Raw genomic sequence first — 16,647 nt, forward strand, 5'->3', positions numbered from 1 at the left:
TACGAGTTGTGGGCGATGTGGCAAGGCTGCCGGGCCGGTCTCACAGCCGGCACATGACCCGCTCACACGGCTTCGGGCTAGGGTGAGAGCTGTTGCAGCTCGGAACCGGGGGGTCGTCGTGCACGTCGGGATTCTCGGCCCGCTCGAAGTCTCGATCGACGGACGGATCGTCAGGATCGGCGGCGCCCGCCTCCGTACCGTGCTCGTCCGGCTTGCCCTGGACGCCGGACGCGTGGTCAGCGTCGACTCGTTGGCGACCGCCCTGTGGCCGGACGGTGGACCCACGGGGCCCGGGCACGCCCTCCATTCCCTGCTCTCACGCCTCCGCACGACCTTGCAGGGACACCCGGCGCTGCGCTACGAATCAGGCGGCTACCTGCTCGACCTGCCGCCGGAGGCCGTCGACGCCCTGCAGTTCACGCAGCTCGCGCGCGAGGGCCGACGTCTGCTCAGAGAGGGCCACCCGCAGGGCGCAGCAGGCCGACTGCGCGAGGCGCTCGGGCTGTGGCGGGGCCAGGCCCTCTCCGACGTCGCCGCGGCCCCGTTCGCAGCGGCAGCCGCCGCCGGGCTCGACGAGCTGCGGCTCTCCGCCCGGGAGGACGCCCTGCAGGCCGAACTGGAGACCTCGCCGGACCGCCTGTACATCGTCGCCGAACTCAGCCGGCTGGTCGCCGAACACCCGCTTCGGGAACGACTCCGTGTCCTGTTGGTCACAGCGCTGGGCGCGGACGGCCGGCAGGCCGAGGCGCTCACCGCCTTCGAGGAGTACCGAAAGCTGCTCGCCGAGGAACTCGGCACCGATCCGGGGCAGCAGCTGCAAGAGGCCCACCTGGCGGTGCTCCGTGGCAGCCCGGCGCCGCTGCGGCGTACCACAACACACGTCACCGGCAACCTGCGGGCCCCGATCAGCAGCTTCATCGGCCGGATCGGGGAGCGCGCCCACGTCGCTGCCCGGCTGCGGGACGGTCGGCTGGTCACGCTGGTCGGGCCGGGAGGAGTCGGAAAGACCCGGCTGGCCACCACGGTGGCGACCGAAGCGCTCCCCCGCCTACCGGGCGGCGCCTGGTTGGTCGAGCTGGCCCCCGTCACCGACCCAGCCGACCTGCTGCGATCGGTGCTCGACACCCTCGGACTCCGCGAAGGCGGCCTGCTCGACGGCCGGCCGCCGTCCCACGACCCCATCGACACCCTGGTGGAGGCTTTCAGCAGCACCGAGGCGATCATCGTCCTCGACAACTGCGAGCATCTGCTCGACGCCACTGCCCGGTTCACCGCCGAGCTGCTCGGCCGCTGTCCCCGGCTTCGGATCCTCGCCACCAGCCGCGAACCGCTCGGTCTCCCCGGCGAGATCCTCTGCCGGGTGCCCCCACTCGAACTGCCGGAGCCCCGCACCCCGGCGATCCTGGCAACGGCTTCTGCTGCGGTGCGGCTCTTCGCCGACCGGGCGGCCGCGGTACGGCCTGGCTTCACCGTCGACGACGACAACGCAGCCGCCGTGGTCGAGATCTGCCGCCGCCTCGACGGGCTGCCACTGGCGATCGAGCTGGCCGCCGCCCGACTGCGTGCCGTCCCCGTCGAACAGCTCGCGGGCCGTCTCGACGACCGCTTCGGGTTGATCATCGGCGGCAGCCGGATCGAACTGCCCCGCCACCAGACGCTTCGCGGCGTGGTTGCCTGGAGCTGGGACCTGCTCGACAGGAGCGAGCGTGCGCTCACCGAGCTCCTCGCGGTGTTCCCCGGCGAGATCGCGCTGGAGGACGCCGAGGGGATCCATGCCCGAGCCGGATCGAGCCCGGAACCGCTGCTCGACCACCTGTCGGTACTCGTGGACAAGTCCCTGCTCCAACTCGTCGACGGACCGCACGCCCGGTACCGGATGCTGGAGACCATCCGGGAGTACGGCCTGGAACAGCTCGCGGACTCGGGCCGACTCGAAAGTGCCGGACAGCACCACGCGGCGTACTTCCTCGAACTGGCCGAACACGCCGCGCCCGACCTGCGCGGGCCCGACCAACTCCGCTGGATCGCACGCCTCGGCGCCGAACGCGACAACCTGCGGGCTGCGCTCCACCACGCCGCCGACACCGGCGACGCGGACACCGCCACCCGCCTGGCCGCGGCACTCGGCCCGTTCTGGACGATCCGGGGCGACCACGCCCAGGCCGTGAAGCTGCTCGGCCTCGCGCTGGGAGCCCCTGGCGCCCACCCCACCACCGCACGGGCGGTGGCAACAGCCTTCCTCCTCTTCAACCGGGTCCTGTCCGGCGACCTCGCCCACCCCGCCCCGGCCGTGGCCGAAGCGCTGGAGCTCGCCCGCACCGTGGACGGAAGTGCGGCGTACCCGACCGCCGCGCTGATCGAGGCGTCGCTCGCCCTGACCGCCGATGACGCCGACCGAGGGCTCGCGGCGATCGACCGTGACCTCTCCCGGTGCGATCCCTGGGGCAGGGGCATGCTGCTCCTGATGCGCGCCTTCCTCCAGGGGAACCACGGAGACCTGCGTGGTACAGGCGAGACTCTGCTCGCCGCGGCTGCCGCCTTCCGCGAAGCCGGCGAACGATGGGGCCTCGCCCTGTCCTTGACGGCCTTGGCGCACACGGATTCCACCCTCGGGGCCTTCGACCGCGCCATCGCCGAACTCCAGGAAGCCATCCGGCTGTTGCGCGAGATCGACCCTGCCGACGACGCGATCATTCAGCGTGCGGCGCTCGCGGTCGCCCGGACCAGAAAGGGCGACACCGAGCGGGCCCGGGCGGAACTGCTCGACATGGTGCGGCCCAGCCACGGTTTGTCCTCGCCCCGCCACCTCCTCTCGGCACGGATCGCTCTCGGGGACCTCGCGCGCCAGGCCGACGACCTGGCCGAGGCAGCCCGTCATTACGCGGAGGCATCAACGGATCTGGCCCACCTTCCCACGGGCGGGCCACTGTTCAACGCCATGCTCCACACCTCCCTCGGCCACCTGGCCGTGGCCACGGGCGACCCGGCCACCGCCGCCCAACGCCTCAGCGAGGCCCTCGCGCTCGCTTCCGGAGTGCCCGACATGCCGGTCGCGGCCGCGGTCGGCGTCGGCGTGGCCCGGCTCCGCCTCGCCGGGGGCGACGCCGAGGCATCCGCCGAGGTCCTCGGCGCCGCCCACACACTTCGCGGCGCACCGGACCGCCACGACCCGGACGTCATACAGCTCGTCCGGGCTCTGGAGCACCAACTCGGCAATCGCGCCTACGACTCCGCGTACCGGCGCGGCCGTGAGCGCTCCCGCACCAGCGCCCTCGGGTCCATCCGGGCGGCCCTGACGACCGGCCACTGAGCGACGTCGGACTCCCGACGGCTCAGGATGGCTCAGAACGGCTCGGTCGGCACGACGCGGAAGACGGGACAGGTCGGGGCAGCCATCGCGAAGCTCTCCGGGGACGCGGAGGCGACCAGGTCGTTCCTGACGAAGGCGCCCACCCCTCTGGGGTTCTGCCGGGGGAACTCCCTCAGGACGGGGGCGCGCTCGGATTCGGGGAGCTCGACCAGGGCCACCCGCTGCTTCCGGCGTCCGCGGGTGAGCACGCCGTGCCCTGCGGCGCGGGCGTTCTTCACCCAGTCGGAGTTCGGATAGGCCTGGAGGACGAAGCGCACCCCGCCGATGGTCACCGGTGCCACCGGTGTGGTGCGCGGGACACCGGTCCTGCGGCCCGGAACGGTCAGGAGGTGCATCGGGCCGAAGGGCAGACCGACGCCATGGAAGAAGATCACCAGGCGGTTCCGCACCCTGTGCTTCGCCGTGATCCTGCGCTGAGAGGTCATGAGTTCGTCCTTGCTCGGGGAGTGACCGACACCGGCCATGCTCGGTCCCGTCACTCACACAGCACACACGAACCGCTCGCAACCGGCGGCAGCCCCGCCGGCTCCGCGCCGACACGGCGCAGCGAGCCGAACGCGGGCCGGCGGACCAACCTTCGAAAAACTGCCGCGCGCAGCTGCGAGGGTTCCTGTCCCGCGACGCCCACCAACCAGCATCGAGCCTGACTGATGACACCCCCGTGGCATCGTCAACTACCCTGCATGACGGGCGTGATGGGCGGCGATCAGGTCGCGGTACCAGGCGTACGACGCCTTGGGTGTGCGCACCTGCGTCTCGAAGTCGACGTGGATGAGGCCGAAGCGCTGGTGGTAGCCCTCGGCCCACTCGAAGTTGTCCAGCAGTGACCACGTGTAGTAGCCGCGGACATCGACGCCTTCCGCGACTGCCGCGGCGAGGGCGTCGAGGTGGCCGGCGAGGTAGTCGATGCGGGGCTGGTCGTCGAGGGTCGAGGTCGTCGAGCAGCCGTTCTCGGTGATGGTGATGGGCGGGAGGGCGGCGCCGTAGCGGTCGCGGAGGCCGGTGAGGAGTTCGCGCAGGCCGTCGGGGACGACGGGCCAGCCGAAGGCGGTGTGGGGGACGCCCTCGATCGGGGCTTCGGTGAAGGGGAGGGCGGGGTCGGTGGGGGCGGCGATGCGGGTGGGGTTGTAGTAGTTGACGCCGAGACCGTCGAGCGGCGTGGCGGTGATCAGCTTCAGGTCGCCGTCGCGGACACAGCCGCCGAGGTCGGCGCCGACCCCGTAGGCGGAGAGGTCGGGGTAGCGGCCGAGGAGCAGCGGGTCGGTGAACAGGCGGTTGTGCAGGGCGTCGTAGGCCTGTGCGGCGGCCACGTCCGCGGGGTCGGTGGACGCGGGCCGGACCGGGGTGAGGTTGTTGGCGATCAGCACCTGCAGACCGTGCTCGCGCAGCACGTCGGCGGCGAGGCCGTGGGCGAGCAGTTGGTGGTGGGCGGCGGGGAGTGCGTCGAGCATCAGCTCACGGCCGGGTGCGTGAATGCCGAGGGCGTAGCCGTAGACCATGTGCACGAAGGGCTCGTTGAGGGTGATCCACGCGGGCACGCGGTCGCCGAGGCGGTCGGCCACGACGGCGGCGTACTCGGCGAAGCGGTACGCGGTGTCGCGGTTGAGCCAGCCGCCGCCCGCGGTGGGGCCGCTGCTCGATGGAGCCTCCAGGGCCTGCGGGAGGTCCCAGTGGAAGAGCGTAGGGAGCGGCGTGATGCCGGCCTCCAGCAGGGCGTCCACGAGCCGGTCGTAGAAGGCGAGTCCGGCGGGGTTGACCGGGCCGACGCCGGTGGGCTGGATGCGGGACCAGGCGATGGAGAAGCGGTAGCCGTCCAGCCCGAGGCCCTTCATCAGGGCGATGTCCTCGGGGTACCGGTGGTAGTGGTCGCATGCGACTGCGCCGGTGTGTCCGTCGCGGACGGCGCCGGGGCGGGCGGAGAAGACGTCCCAGATGGACGGCCCGCGCCCGTCCTCGTCCACCGCCCCCTCGATCTGGTACGCGGCGGTGGCGGCACCCCAGCGGAACCCCGCCGGCAGGTCGTAGCGGTCCGGCATGACAGCCTCCTGACGAGAACGTGAGGAAGACTCATGTTACTGGCGCGATACCGAAACACCAGAGGCAATCTCGACTGCCCTCCACGGCCCACCGATCACGTCATCGCGACCGGTCGCCGCACGTAGCGCCGGCCTGCCGTCCGCGCCACCGGCGCAGGGAAATGCCTCTGGCAGCACGCCGCGAGCAGATTCGAGAGCCCCACCGGACAGGACAGGGCCCCGCCGGCCCGCCCCGGCGCCGCGTCATCGCGGTCCGTGGGTGTGCAGGAAGACCACCGGGCCGCCGTCCAGGCGGCCGGCCGCGTCCAGATCCAGCAGGGCGGCAAGCGCCTTGGCGGTGTAGGTGCGCTCCAGGGACAGGCCGGCCTGTGCGGAGGCGCGCGCGAGAGCCTGGTCGCCGGCCCGGGTGGGATGGGCGTAGCCGTCTCCCAGCCAGGCCGTCTCGGTGCGGATCGCGTCGGGGGCGGGCTCGGCTCCACTCAGGTCGGCGCCCCGGGCCCGCAGCAGAGCGGCGGAGCGGCGGGCCGAAGCAAGGAGGGTGGCGGAGTCCAGTCGCAGGGTGTCGTTGACCACGACGCCGAGGACGCGGGTGCGCAGCCCGGCGAGGCGCAGCCCGAGGGCCAGCCCCGCGGCGGTGCCGCCGGAGCCCACGGGCGTGACCAGCCAGGCCGGTTCCGGCAGTTCCCCGGCCGCGACCTGTCCACCCAGCTCCAGGGCGGTCTCGACCGCGCCGAGTGCGCCGAGGGGTGAGGAGCCGCCGGCCGGGAGGTAGTACGGCAGGGTGCGGCCGTGGGTGTGCCGGGCGAAGAGCCAGGGCGCGGCCAGGATCAGCCTGGTCTTGGTGTGCAGGAAGTGCAGCGTGGCGCCGGAGGCGCGCAGCCGTGCCAGCTGGGCCCGCACGTGCTCGTCGACCGGCTGGTCGATCAGGCCCAGGGCGACCTCCAGCCCCTGCTCCCGCGCGTACCAGGCTGCGGCGAGGCCCCAGTTGGTGCCGAGCCCGCCGACCGTGAGGATGGTCCTCGCGCCGCGCCGCCGGGCCTCGGGCAGCAGCCACTCCAGCTTGCGGACCTTGTTTCCGCCCCAGCCGCCGTCGCCGTAACCACTCTCGTCCTTAACCCACAGCTCGGTGCGCGTGCCCAGTCCGGGCAGCGCCCGTACCGGCGTGGGCGCCTCGCCCAGCCGCAGGAAGGGGAGCGAGCCGGCCAGTTCGGGACAGCGCTGGTGCAGCAGCGGTAGTCGCATGAGGAGACGGTAGAGCACCGGCCCGAGGATCGGGCTCGATCGCCTCGATCCGAGCATCGGGTTCGGCCACCACGGCGCCGACGGCGTCCTCTCCACCGACCGGGCCGAGGTCGGCGTCGACCTCGCCGCGCGCGCCAACTGGCACGTCACGTGCGGCGCGCCGCGCGATCTCCCGGGCGGCCGCGGGCCGCGATCCGCGGCACAGTCGGCTGCGATGCCCGTGCCGGCTGCCCGCTTCGCCGCGTCCTGTGCCCACCGCACGGAGCGGCGGGCTGTCGCCCCTGCACTGCCGGGCACGGGGCCGCCCGCTCCGCGCTCCGGGTCAGCCGAGCGGGGCCCCGGCCGTACCGAGGGTGTCGCGAAGCCACTGCTCGACACCTGCCACGTGGACCGTTGCCCAGGAACGCGCGAGCTCGGGAGAGCGGCGGGTGATGGCGTCGAGGATGGCGCGGTGCTGCTGGCGGGTGCTCTCGACGGCGCCTTCCTCCGTCAGGCCGCGCCAGATCCGCGCGCGTGCGGTCGGACCGGACAGGCCGTCGATCAGCGAGCAGAGCACGGTGTTGCCCGAGCCGGCGGCGATCCGGCGGTGGAACTCCAGGTCGTTGTCGATCAGCTCCTGGAGCGTGGCATCGTCGCTGAGGCCGTCCAGCACTTCGCGCAGGGCCGCGATGTCCTCGTCGGACATGACCCGAGCGGCCATTGCCGCGGCGGCGGGCTCCAGGATGCGGCGGACCTCCAGGAATTCCAGAACCGTGTCGTCCTGGTGGAAGTCGACGACGAAGCCCAGGGCGTCCATCAGCAGGTTCGGTTCCAGGCTGGTCACGTACGTGCCGTCGCCCTGGCGCACGTCGAGCACCCGGATGAGCGAGAGGGCCTTGACCGCCTCGCGCAAGGAGTTGCGCGAGAGGCCGAGCCGCTCGGCGAGGTCGGGCTCCCTCGGGAGACGAGAGCCGGGGCGGAGCTCGCCACTGACGATCATCGCCTTGATCTTCTCGATCGCCTCGTCGGTGACTGGCACTGCATGCCTCCCATGGTCATGTGCTTTTGCAGCATAGCCCTCGCCATGTCGTTCGAACGCCCACTCGAACAGGCGCCCATCAGGCGGCTCCGTACCCGCCCGGCCCGAGCCTGCGCACTGCGGTCCTGTCACCGGGGGCGTTCACACGTCGCCGACGGCCGGCCCGGATGGCCGCAGCCCGTACACCCGGATCGCGTTGCGGCTGAACACGGCCTCCTTCTCCTCCGGGGCGAGCCGGTCGGTGAGGCGCTCGGCGATCCGGACGACTTCGGGGTAGCCGGCCTGGAGGGTGCAGACCGGCCAGTCGGAGCCGAAGAGGATCCGGTGCGGGCCGAAGGCGTCCAGCGCGGTGTCGGCGTAGGGCTTGAGGTCCTCGGTCCGCCAACTGCCCGGGGTGGCCTCGGTGACCATGCCGGAGAGCTTGCACACGGTGTTGGGCAGCGCGGCCAGCCGGCGCAGGTCGCCTGCCCAGGGGTCGAGCACGCCGGTGGCGACGGGTGGTTTGCCGAGGTGGTCGAGGACGAAGGTCAGCCCGGTGATGTCCGCGGCGGCGAGGGCGGCGGCGGGCAGCTGGTGCGGCTTGACGACCAGGTCGTAGGCGAGGCCGGCCGCGGCGACGGCGAGCAGCCCGCGGCGGACGTCCCGGCGGAGCAGCCAGTTCGGGTCGGGTTCCTCCTGGACCTGGTGGCGGATGCCCACCAGCCGGTCTCCGCCGGGCAGTTCGCGCAGGGTCGCGATCGTGTCCGCGACGTCCGGGGCGGTCAGGTCGGTCCAGCCGACGACTCCGGCGACCAGATCGCTGCCGGCGGCGAGGGCCAGCAGCTCCGGGGTCTCCTCGGGCACGCAGACCGTCTGGACGGCGACCGTTCCCACGACGCCGGCCGCACGGGCCTCGGCCTCCAGGTCCGCGACGGAGAAGGAGCGGTCGAGCGGGGCGAGGGCCTCACCGGTGATCCAGGGCTGCGGGCGGACGGCGAGGTCCCAGACGTGGTGGTGGGCGTCGATGATCGGCCGGGTGGTCACAGCTGCCACACCACCGGGAGCCCGGCGGCGGCGCCGTCCTCCGAGTAGTCGTGGACGACGTCGAGGAGGTCGGCCATCCGCGCCTGCCAGGTGATGTTGACCGGGAGGTGCTCCAGCTCGGCGAGCAGGCGGGCGTAGTCCTCGCACTCCAGCAGGTGGAACAGCTCGCATCCGCTGCGCCAGATGGTCCAGGAGGTCACGCCGGCGGCGCGGATGGCGGCGGTGAGCTCGGCGGGCACCTCGCGGTGCGCGGCCTCGTACTCCTCGATCCGGTCCTCGCGGACACGGGTGTGCAGGGCGATCCTCATGGCTGCTGCTCCGGGTGGGTGGGGTCGGCGGCGGCGTCGACGATGATGACGTCCAGGGTGCGGGGGCCGTGGACGCCCTCCACCCGGTCGAGTTCGATGTCGCTGGTGGCGGACGGGCCGGAGATGAAGGTCAGCGGCCGGGTCGGGTCGAGGCGGGCGAGGGCGTCGGGGACGTCGTCGGCGATCTGTTCGGCCCGGACGACGCACAGGTGGTAGTCGGGGACGAGGGTGAGGGCGCGCCGGCCCTGGCCCGGTCCTGCGTCGAGGACGATGGTGCCGGTGACGGCGATGCCGGCGGCGGCGAGGGTGATCGCACCGTCCAGCGCGTCCAGGGCGGGGACGTCCAGGGGTTCCGGATGCCACTCCCAGTCGCCCGGTGGCAGCAGCTCGACGGGGAACGCGCCCGGCAGCGCGAGACGTTCGACGCCGCGCGCGGTCAGCGCGGTGGCGATGGCACCGGACAGGCCGGCCCGGTCGGTGCGGGTGACGGTGGCGCGGTAGTCGGCGACGCGCTCGGCGAACAGGGCCACCGTGTTGTCGCCCGGCCCGGTGTGGCTGCGGCGGTAGTCACGGGGCACGGGCACGTCGCCCGGGGTCTCGTCGGCCGGGACGTCGGCGAGCGCGGTGCGGATGCGGCCGAGGACGGCCTCGCGGCTGGTCATTGCTCCCCTTCCTTGTTCTTGCGCCACCAGGTCCGGAAGGACTCGGCGGGCGGCGCGGGGGTGTCGCGGGTGTCGGACCAACCGTGCAGCGGGCCGGGCAGCCGGCCGATCCGCCCCTTCCGGGCGAGGGCCCGGCCACCGACACTCGCCGCCTTCTGAGCGGCGGCGAGCAGCTGCGGGGAGTCGAGGACGGCGGCGGCGGCCTTCATGGCCAGGGCCTCGGCCGTGGGCAGGCGCTTGGCGGCCCGCTTGGCCTCGACGACCTCGGCCCGCAGGTGGGCCAGCACCTCCGGGATGTTGATCTTCACGGGGCAGGCGTCGTAGCAGGCCCCGCAGAGGGTGGAGGCGAAGGGGAGGCTGGCGGCACTGCTCTTGGTGTCACTGCCGACTCCCACCAGCTGCGGGGTGAGGACGGCGCCGATCGGCCCGGGGTAGACGGAGCCGTACGCGTGGCCGCCGGTGCGTTCGAAGACCGGGCAGACGTTGAGGCAGGCCGAGCAGCGGATGCAGGCGAGCGCCTGGCGGCCGACGGTGTCGGCGAGGGTGTCGGTGCGGCCGTTGTCGAGCAGGACCAGGTGGAAGTCCTGCGGACCGTCGCCGTCGGTGGTGCCGGTCCAGGTGGAGGTGTAGGGGTTCATCCGCTCGCCGGTGGAGGAGCGCGGCAGCAGTTGCAGGAACACTTCGAGGTCGGTCCAGGTCGGGACGACCTTCTCGATGCCCATGACGGTGATCAGCGTCTCGGGCAGCGTCAGGCACATCCGCCCGTTGCCCTCGGACTCCACCACCACGACCGTGCCGGCGTCGGCGACGGCGAAGTTGGCCCCGGAGACGGCGACCTTGGCGGTGAGGAACTTCTCGCGCAGGTGGCGGCGTGCTGCCTCGGCGAGTTCGGCCGGGTCGTCGTCCAGGCCCTCGGGCGCCGGCTGCCCCCACTCCCCCATCCGGGCCGCGAACAGGTCGCGGATCTCGGTGCGGTTCTTGTGGATCGCGGGGACGAGGATGTGCGAGGGCCGGTCGTCGCCCAACTGCACGATCAGTTCGGCGAGATCGGTCTCGTAGGCGGTGATGCCGGCCTCGGCGAGGTGCTCGTTGAGGCCGATCTCCTGGGTCGCCATGGACTTGACCTTCACGACCTCCCGCTCGCCGGTGGCCCGCACCAGCCCGGTGACGATCCGGTTGGCCTCGGCGGCGTCGGCGGCCCAGTGCACGGTGCCGCCCGCCGCGGTGACCGACTCCTCCAACTGGACGAGGTAGTGGTCGAGATGGCGCGCGGTGCGCTTCTTGATCGCGGCGGCCGACTCACGGAGCGCCTCCCAGTCGTCCAGCTCCGAGGCCACGGCGAGGCGCTTGTCACGGATGGTGCCGGTGGCCCGCTTCAGGTTGGCCCGAAGCTGGGTGTTCCTCAGTGCGTCGCGGGCGGCTTCCGGGAAGGACGGGGAGCCGAGCCAGACGACGCCGCGGTCGCCGGGGTTGCTCATCGCGCGGCTCCTTCGGTGGCGGCGAGGACCTCGGCCAGGTGCATGGTCCGTACGGGGGCTCCCTGCCGGGAGAGGCCGCCGCCGATGTGCATCAGGCAGGAGTTGTCGGCGGCGCACAGCACCTCGGCGCCGGTGTCCAGCACGTCGGATGCCTTGTCGGCGAGCATGGCGCCGGAGGTGTCGGCGTTCTTGACGGCGAAGGTGCCGCCGAAGCCGCAGCAGGAGTCGGCAGCCGGGAGGTCGAGCAGCTGGATGTCCTTGACGGCGCGCAGCAGTTGCAGCGGACGGTCGCCGAGGCGCAGGCCGCGCAACGAGTGGCAGGTGGGGTGGTAGGTGACGCGGTGCGGGAAGCGGGCGCCGACATCGGTGACACCGAGGACGTCGGTGAGGAACTCGGTGAACTCGTGAACCCTGGGCACCACTTCGGCGACCTCGGCCTGGAGCCGGGCACTGCCGTGCTGCTCGGCCAGTACGGGGTGGTTCTCGCGGATCATGCCGGCGCACGACGCGGACGGGGTGACCACCGCGTCGTACTCGGCGAAGGTCCGGGCGAAGCGCTCCACCAACGGTACGGCGTCCGGGCGGTAGCCGGTGTTGAAGTGCATCTGGCCGCAGCAGGTCTGCTCCTGCGGGAAGTCGACCGTGTGGCCGAGGCGTTCCAGGACGGTCACCACGGCCCGTCCGGTGCCGGGGAACATGGTGTCGTTGAAGCAGGTGATGAACAGGGCGATCCGCATCTACTCCGCCTCCTCGGGGGTCGGGACGTCCGCGGGGAGCAACCCGCGCTCCTTGAGCTCCGCCCACAGCGCGTCCGGTACGCCCTCGTGGAGCATGGCGCTGGCGTCCAGCACCTCGGCGGCACTGCGGGTGCCGACCAGGACGCTCGCGACCGCCGGGTGCCCGAACGGAAACCGCAGGGCGGCGGCTCGCAGCGGCACGCCGTACCGCGCGCACACGGCCTTGAGGTCGAGGGCGCGGGACACCAGGTCGGCGGGCGCGGCGGTGTAGTCGAAGGTCGCGCCGGGCCGGGGGTCCGCGAGCAGGCCGGAGTTGAAGACGCCGCCGATCACGACGCCGACGCCGCGCTGCTGTGCGAGCGGCAGGAGCTCGGTGAGGCCGCGCTGGTCGAGGAGGCTGTAGCGGCCGGCCAGCAGGACGGCGTCGATGTCCGTCTCCCGGACGAAGCGCGCGAGCAGGTCGGCCTGGTTCATTCCGACGCCGATCGCGCCGAGGACGCCTTCGGCGCGCAGGCGTTCCAGCTCCGGGTACGCCTCGGCTAGGGCCTGGTCGGCGTGGTCGTCGGGGTCGTGGAGGTAGGCGATGTCGATCCGGTCCGTGTCGAGCCGGTTCAGACTCTCCTCGATCGACTGGCGCACGCCCTCGGCGGTGAAGTCCCAGCGCCGGCGGTGCGTCGCCGGGACGGCGAACCCGTTGGCGAGGTCGTCGCCGCCGGGGTCGGCGGGCTCCAGCAGCCTGCCGACCTTGGTGGACAGCACGTACTCGCTGCGGGGCATGGCGCTCAGCGCGTCGCCGAGGCGCCGTTCGGACAGGCCGAGGCCGTAGTGCGGGGCGGTGTCGAAGTAGCGGACGCCTGCTTCCCAGGCAGCGTGCACGGCCTGCTCCGCCTGCTCGTCACTCACCGCCGTGAAGAGGTTGCCGATACCGGCCGCGCCGAAGGCGAGTTCGCTGACCCGGACCGGGCTCCGGCCCAGGCGGTTCCGACGCAGGTTCATGGCTTCGGCTCCGGGCGAAGACGCAGGCCGGCCATTCCGCCGTCGACCGCGAGGGCGGTTCCGGTGGTACTGGCGGCGGCCGGTGAGGCGAGGTAGGCGATGGCCGCGGCCACCTCCTCGGCGGTGACCAGGCGGCCGGTCGGCTGGCGCCCGTTGAGGGCGGCGCGTTCGGCGGCCGGGTCGGCGGAGGCGTCCAGCAGTCGGCCCACCCACGGGGTGTCGACCGTGCCGGGGTTGACGCAGTTGACCCGGATGCCCTCGCGGACGTGGTCGGCGGCCATCGCCAGGGTGAGGGACAGCACCGCCCCCTTGCTGGCCGAGTACAGGGCGCGCTGCGGCAGGCCTGCGGTGGCGGCGATGGAGCAGGTGTTGACGACTGCGGCGTGGGCGGAGCGGCGCAGGTGCGGGAGGGCGGCGCGGGTGGTGCGGACGATGCCGAGCACGTTGACGTCCAGGACGCGGTGCCACTGCTCGTCGGGGTTGTCCTCCACCGTTCCGGCGGCGCCGATGCCGGCGTTGTTGACCAGGATGTCGATGCCCCCGAGCGCCTCGGCCGCGCTCTCCACGGCCGTACGGACAGAGCGGTCGTCGCCGACGTCGGCGGTGAAGCCGCGCAGCGGGGCCGGGGCGCCGCTCGGGTCGAGGTCGAGGACGGCGACGTCCGCGCCGCGATGGGCGAGCAGTTGGGCGGTGGCCAGGCCGATGCCGGACGCACCCCCGGTGACCAGGGCGGTCAGGCCGTGGAGGTCGGTGGTCATGCGTGCTTCTCCGTCTTCGTGGCGTCGGCCAGGTCCGCGGCCCAGAACGCGCCGTCGGGGTAACGGTAGGTGTCGATGGTCGCCTGGTGCATGGTGGCGGAGAAACCGGGCGCGGTCGGCGCCTGGTAGTGGCCGCCGCTGATGACGACGGGGTCGAGGAAGTGCTGGTGGAGGTGGTCGACGAACTCGATCGCGCGGTCCTCGGTGGTGCCGGAGAGGGCGACGTGGTCGAACATGGACAGGTGCTGGACCAGCTCGCACAGACCGACTCCCCCGGCGTGCGGGCAGACCGGGATACCGAACTTGGCGGCGAGCAGCAGGATGGCGAGGTTCTCGTTGACGCCGGCGACCCGGGCGGAGTCCAGCTGGAGGACGTCGATCGCCTCGGCCTGGAGGAGCTGCTTGAAGACGATGCGGTTCTGCACGTGCTCGCCGGTGGCGACCCTGATCGGGTGGACGCCGCGCCGGATGGCGGCGTGGCCGAGGATGTCGTCGGGGCTGGTGGGCTCCTCGATCCAGTACGGGTCGAACTCGGCGAGCGCGTTGGTCCACTCGATCGCCTCGGCGACGTCCCAGCGCTGGTTGGCGTCGATCGCCATCCGGATGTCCGGGCCGACGGCCTGACGGGCGGTGCGGCAGCGGCGGACGTCGTCGGCGAGGTCGGCGCCGACCTTCAGCTTGATCTGGGTGAACCCGTCGGCCACGGCCTGCTTGGCGAGGCGGGTGAGCTTCTCGTCCGAGTAGCCGAGCCAGCCGGGCGAGGTGGTGTAGGCGGGGTAGCCGCGCCGCAGCAGCTCGGCGGCCCGCTCACCGGAGCCCTGCTTGCCCTTGCGCAGCAGCTCCAGGGCCTCACCGGGGGTGAGCGCGTCCGTGATGTAGCGGAAGTCGACCTGCGAGACCAGCCATTCGGGGTCGGCGTCGGCGAGGAACTGCCACAGCGGCTTGCCCTCGCGCTTGGCGGCGAGGTCCCAGACGGCGTTGACGACGGCGCCGATGGCCATGTGCATCACGCCCTTCTCGGGGCCGAGCCAGCGCAGCTGGCTGTCGCCGATCAGGTCGCGGTACAGCGAGCCCGGGTCGGCGCAGAGCTCGGCGACGGAGCGTCCGACGACGTGGTCACGCAGCGCGTCGATGGCGGCGACCTGGACGTCGTTGCCCCGGCCGATGGTGAAGGTGAAGCCGTGGCCCTCGTGGCCGCCTGCCGAGGTGCGCAGGATCACGTAGGCGGCGGAGTAGTCGGGGTCGGGGTTCATCGCGTCGGACCCGTCCAGCTCCCGCGAGGTGGGGAAGCGGACGTCGAAGGTCTCGACGGCGGTGATCCGCGCCGTGGTGGTTTCGGACAACTGGGTGCCTTTCACGCGTTGACGAACGTCTGGCGCTGGGTGCCGAGGCCGTCGATGGACAGCTCGACGGTGTCGCCCGCGCGCAGGTACGGGGTGCCGGGCAGGCCGAGGGCCACGCCGGCCGGGGTGCCGGTGTTGATGACGTCGCCGGGACGCAGCACCATGTACTGGCTGAGGTACCAGACCAGGTACGCGACATCGAAGATCATGTTCTTGGTGTCGCCGTCCTGCCGCACCTCGCCGTTGACCGTGAGCCGCAGCCCCAGCGACTGCGGGTCGGCGATCTCATCGGATGTCACCAGCCAGGGGCCGAGCGGGTTGAAGGTCTCGCAGGACTTCCCGAGGTCCCACTGCGCGGAGTACTCCAGCTGGAACTCCCGCTCGGAGACGTCGTTGCTGATCGTGTAACCGGCGATGCACGCGCCGGCTTCGGCCGGGCTCGCCAGGTAGCGGGCCTCGCGGCCGATGACGACCGCGAGCTCCACCTCCCAGTCCGTCTTCACCGAACCACGCGGGATCAGCACCCGGTCGTACGGCCCCACCACGGTGGACGGGTCCTTCATGAAGACCACCGGCCGCTCGGGAACGGCCGCTCCCGTCTCCGCCGCGTGATCACGGTAGTTGAGCCCGATGCACACGACCTTCCCCGGGCGGGCGACGGGGGCGCCGACCCGCTGGCCGGCCGTGTCGACGGCCGGGAGCGAGCCTTCGGCCAGCGCCTCCCCCACCCGGTCGATCCCGCCGGAGGCGAGGAAGTCGCCGTCGATGTCGGCGGTCAGGGCCGTGAGCGCGAACGTGGCGCCGGTCCGGTCGATGACGACCGGGGTCTCGGCCCCCGGTACGCCGATGCGCCCTAGTCTCATGTCTTCTCTCCTGTCGTCACGCCGACGAGCGAGGCCTCGCGACCTCCGATACATCGGATGAATCTGCGAAGCCCTGACCATACGAGCACGGACCGCGCCACCGCAAGAAGTCCTCCGATGATTATCGGTGAACCCGGCCCATGCTCCACCAGGAACGCAGCTCGTGGGGCGCATTCCAGGCTTCTCGCGTTCGCGCGAAACCCGGATGTCACGGTTGGGAATCATCCGAGGTCTCCTCTTGTCAGCCCGATGTCAGGCTCGTAAGGTCCTCACTGCCGCAAGTCATCCGATGACTACGAGCGGAACGGTCCGCTGCCAGTTGTCCCGGACCGACGCAGACGCGGCCGGTCGCCCCCACTGCGCCCCACCACACCGGCTCCCCGCCCCCGCAGGGGAGCCGGACATCCCAGCCAAGGAGATCAGCACGATGAACCCTCGCTCCTCCAGAATCGCGGCCACCGCCGCCGCCGTGGTCGTCCTGGCGGGGCTCGCCACGGGCTGCAACCGCGGCAGCGACTCGAACGCGTCCGCCGCCGGCGGGAAGCCGGCCATCGGTGTCGACCTGCCGCGTGCGGACTCCGACTTCTGGAACTCCTACGCGCAGTACGTCAAGCAGGACGCCTCCGCGCAGGGCCTGAACACCCTGCCGGTGAGCAACTCGCAGAACGACGTCACCAAGCTGGTCGCCAACGTCCAGGTCTTCCAGAACACCGGCGCCAAGGCCGTCGTCATGGCCCCGCAGGACACCGGTGCGATCGCCTCCACCCTCGACCAGCTGTCCGCCAAGAAGATCCCGGTGGTCAGCGTCGACAC

15 protein-coding genes are annotated in these 16,647 nt (G+C 72.3%); 2 read left to right on the forward strand and 13 right to left on the reverse strand.

All coding sequences use genetic code 11. The annotated features are described in order from the left end of the window. The first annotated feature begins 118 nt into the window (after positions 1–118). Positions 119–3,310: a BTAD domain-containing putative transcriptional regulator gene (locus tag ACFC1F_RS04930; protein WP_376155718.1), complete on the forward strand. Its 3,192-nt coding sequence runs from the start codon at positions 119–121 to the stop codon at positions 3,308–3,310. A gap of 32 nt (positions 3,311–3,342) precedes the next feature. Here ACFC1F_RS04930 and ACFC1F_RS04935 read toward each other — a convergent pair whose 3' ends face one another. From ACFC1F_RS04935 to ACFC1F_RS04995, 13 genes are all read right to left on the reverse strand, one after another. After that, positions 3,343–3,795, reverse strand: a complete 453-nt coding sequence (locus ACFC1F_RS04935) for a nitroreductase family deazaflavin-dependent oxidoreductase (RefSeq protein WP_376155720.1) — start codon at positions 3,793–3,795, stop codon at positions 3,343–3,345. Between the two features lie 249 nt (positions 3,796–4,044). Next, positions 4,045–5,406, reverse strand: coding sequence for a GH1 family beta-glucosidase (locus ACFC1F_RS04940; RefSeq protein ID WP_376155722.1), 1,362 nt, complete (start codon positions 5,404–5,406; stop codon positions 4,045–4,047). 243 nt (positions 5,407–5,649) lie between these two features. Beyond that, on the reverse strand, positions 5,650–6,648 hold the full coding sequence (locus tag ACFC1F_RS04945) for a 1-aminocyclopropane-1-carboxylate deaminase/D-cysteine desulfhydrase (RefSeq protein WP_376155723.1): 999 nt from the start codon (positions 6,646–6,648) through the stop codon (positions 5,650–5,652). 322 nt (positions 6,649–6,970) lie between these two features. Then, on the reverse strand, positions 6,971–7,666 hold the full coding sequence (locus ACFC1F_RS04950; RefSeq protein ID WP_209414899.1) for a FadR/GntR family transcriptional regulator: 696 nt from the start codon (positions 7,664–7,666) through the stop codon (positions 6,971–6,973). 141 nt (positions 7,667–7,807) lie between these two features. Next, a complete protein-coding gene (locus ACFC1F_RS04955) occupies positions 7,808–8,689 on the reverse strand; it encodes an amidohydrolase family protein (protein WP_376155725.1) in 882 nt (293 codons plus the stop codon). Next, positions 8,686–8,997 carry an L-rhamnose mutarotase gene (locus ACFC1F_RS04960; RefSeq protein WP_376155727.1) on the reverse strand — a complete coding sequence of 104 codons (312 nt, stop codon included), beginning with the start codon at positions 8,995–8,997 and terminating at the stop codon, positions 8,686–8,688. Before ACFC1F_RS04960 ends, ACFC1F_RS04955 begins: the two co-directional genes overlap by 4 nt. Beyond that, the gene (locus ACFC1F_RS04965; protein WP_376155729.1) at positions 8,994–9,659 is read right to left on the reverse strand and encodes a lactate utilization protein C; all 666 of its coding nucleotides are present in this window, start codon (positions 9,657–9,659) and stop codon (positions 8,994–8,996) included. Before ACFC1F_RS04965 ends, ACFC1F_RS04960 begins: the two co-directional genes overlap by 4 nt. Then, positions 9,656–11,137, reverse strand: a complete 1,482-nt coding sequence (locus tag ACFC1F_RS04970) for a LutB/LldF family L-lactate oxidation iron-sulfur protein (RefSeq protein ID WP_376155731.1) — start codon at positions 11,135–11,137, stop codon at positions 9,656–9,658. Before ACFC1F_RS04970 ends, ACFC1F_RS04965 begins: the two co-directional genes overlap by 4 nt. After that, positions 11,134–11,874 carry a (Fe-S)-binding protein gene (locus ACFC1F_RS04975; protein ID WP_209414894.1) on the reverse strand — a complete coding sequence of 247 codons (741 nt, stop codon included), beginning with the start codon at positions 11,872–11,874 and terminating at the stop codon, positions 11,134–11,136. Before ACFC1F_RS04975 ends, ACFC1F_RS04970 begins: the two co-directional genes overlap by 4 nt. Further along, complete coding sequence (locus ACFC1F_RS04980; protein ID WP_376155733.1) at positions 11,875–12,870, reverse strand: aldo/keto reductase; 996 nt, start codon at positions 12,868–12,870, stop codon at positions 11,875–11,877. It lies immediately after the preceding gene. Next, positions 12,867–13,628, reverse strand: coding sequence for an SDR family NAD(P)-dependent oxidoreductase (locus tag ACFC1F_RS04985; RefSeq protein WP_376155735.1), 762 nt, complete (start codon positions 13,626–13,628; stop codon positions 12,867–12,869). The genes ACFC1F_RS04980 and ACFC1F_RS04985 overlap by 4 nt, the downstream gene beginning before the upstream one ends. Continuing rightward, positions 13,625–14,971, reverse strand: coding sequence for an L-fuconate dehydratase (locus ACFC1F_RS04990; protein ID WP_376155737.1), 1,347 nt, complete (start codon positions 14,969–14,971; stop codon positions 13,625–13,627). Before ACFC1F_RS04990 ends, ACFC1F_RS04985 begins: the two co-directional genes overlap by 4 nt. 11 nt (positions 14,972–14,982) lie before the next feature. After that, positions 14,983–15,834, reverse strand: coding sequence for a fumarylacetoacetate hydrolase family protein (locus tag ACFC1F_RS04995; RefSeq protein WP_376155739.1), 852 nt, complete (start codon positions 15,832–15,834; stop codon positions 14,983–14,985). Positions 15,835–16,261: 427 nt separating this feature from the next. On the opposite strand from ACFC1F_RS04995, the gene ACFC1F_RS05000 reads away from it, so the two are divergent. Further along, positions 16,262–16,647: sugar ABC transporter substrate-binding protein (locus ACFC1F_RS05000; RefSeq protein WP_376155741.1), on the forward strand; the 386-nt coding region annotated here is incomplete at its 3' end.

This window comes from Kitasatospora sp. NPDC056181, assembly GCF_042266225.1.
Classification (GTDB): domain Bacteria; phylum Actinomycetota; class Actinomycetes; order Streptomycetales; family Streptomycetaceae; genus Kitasatospora.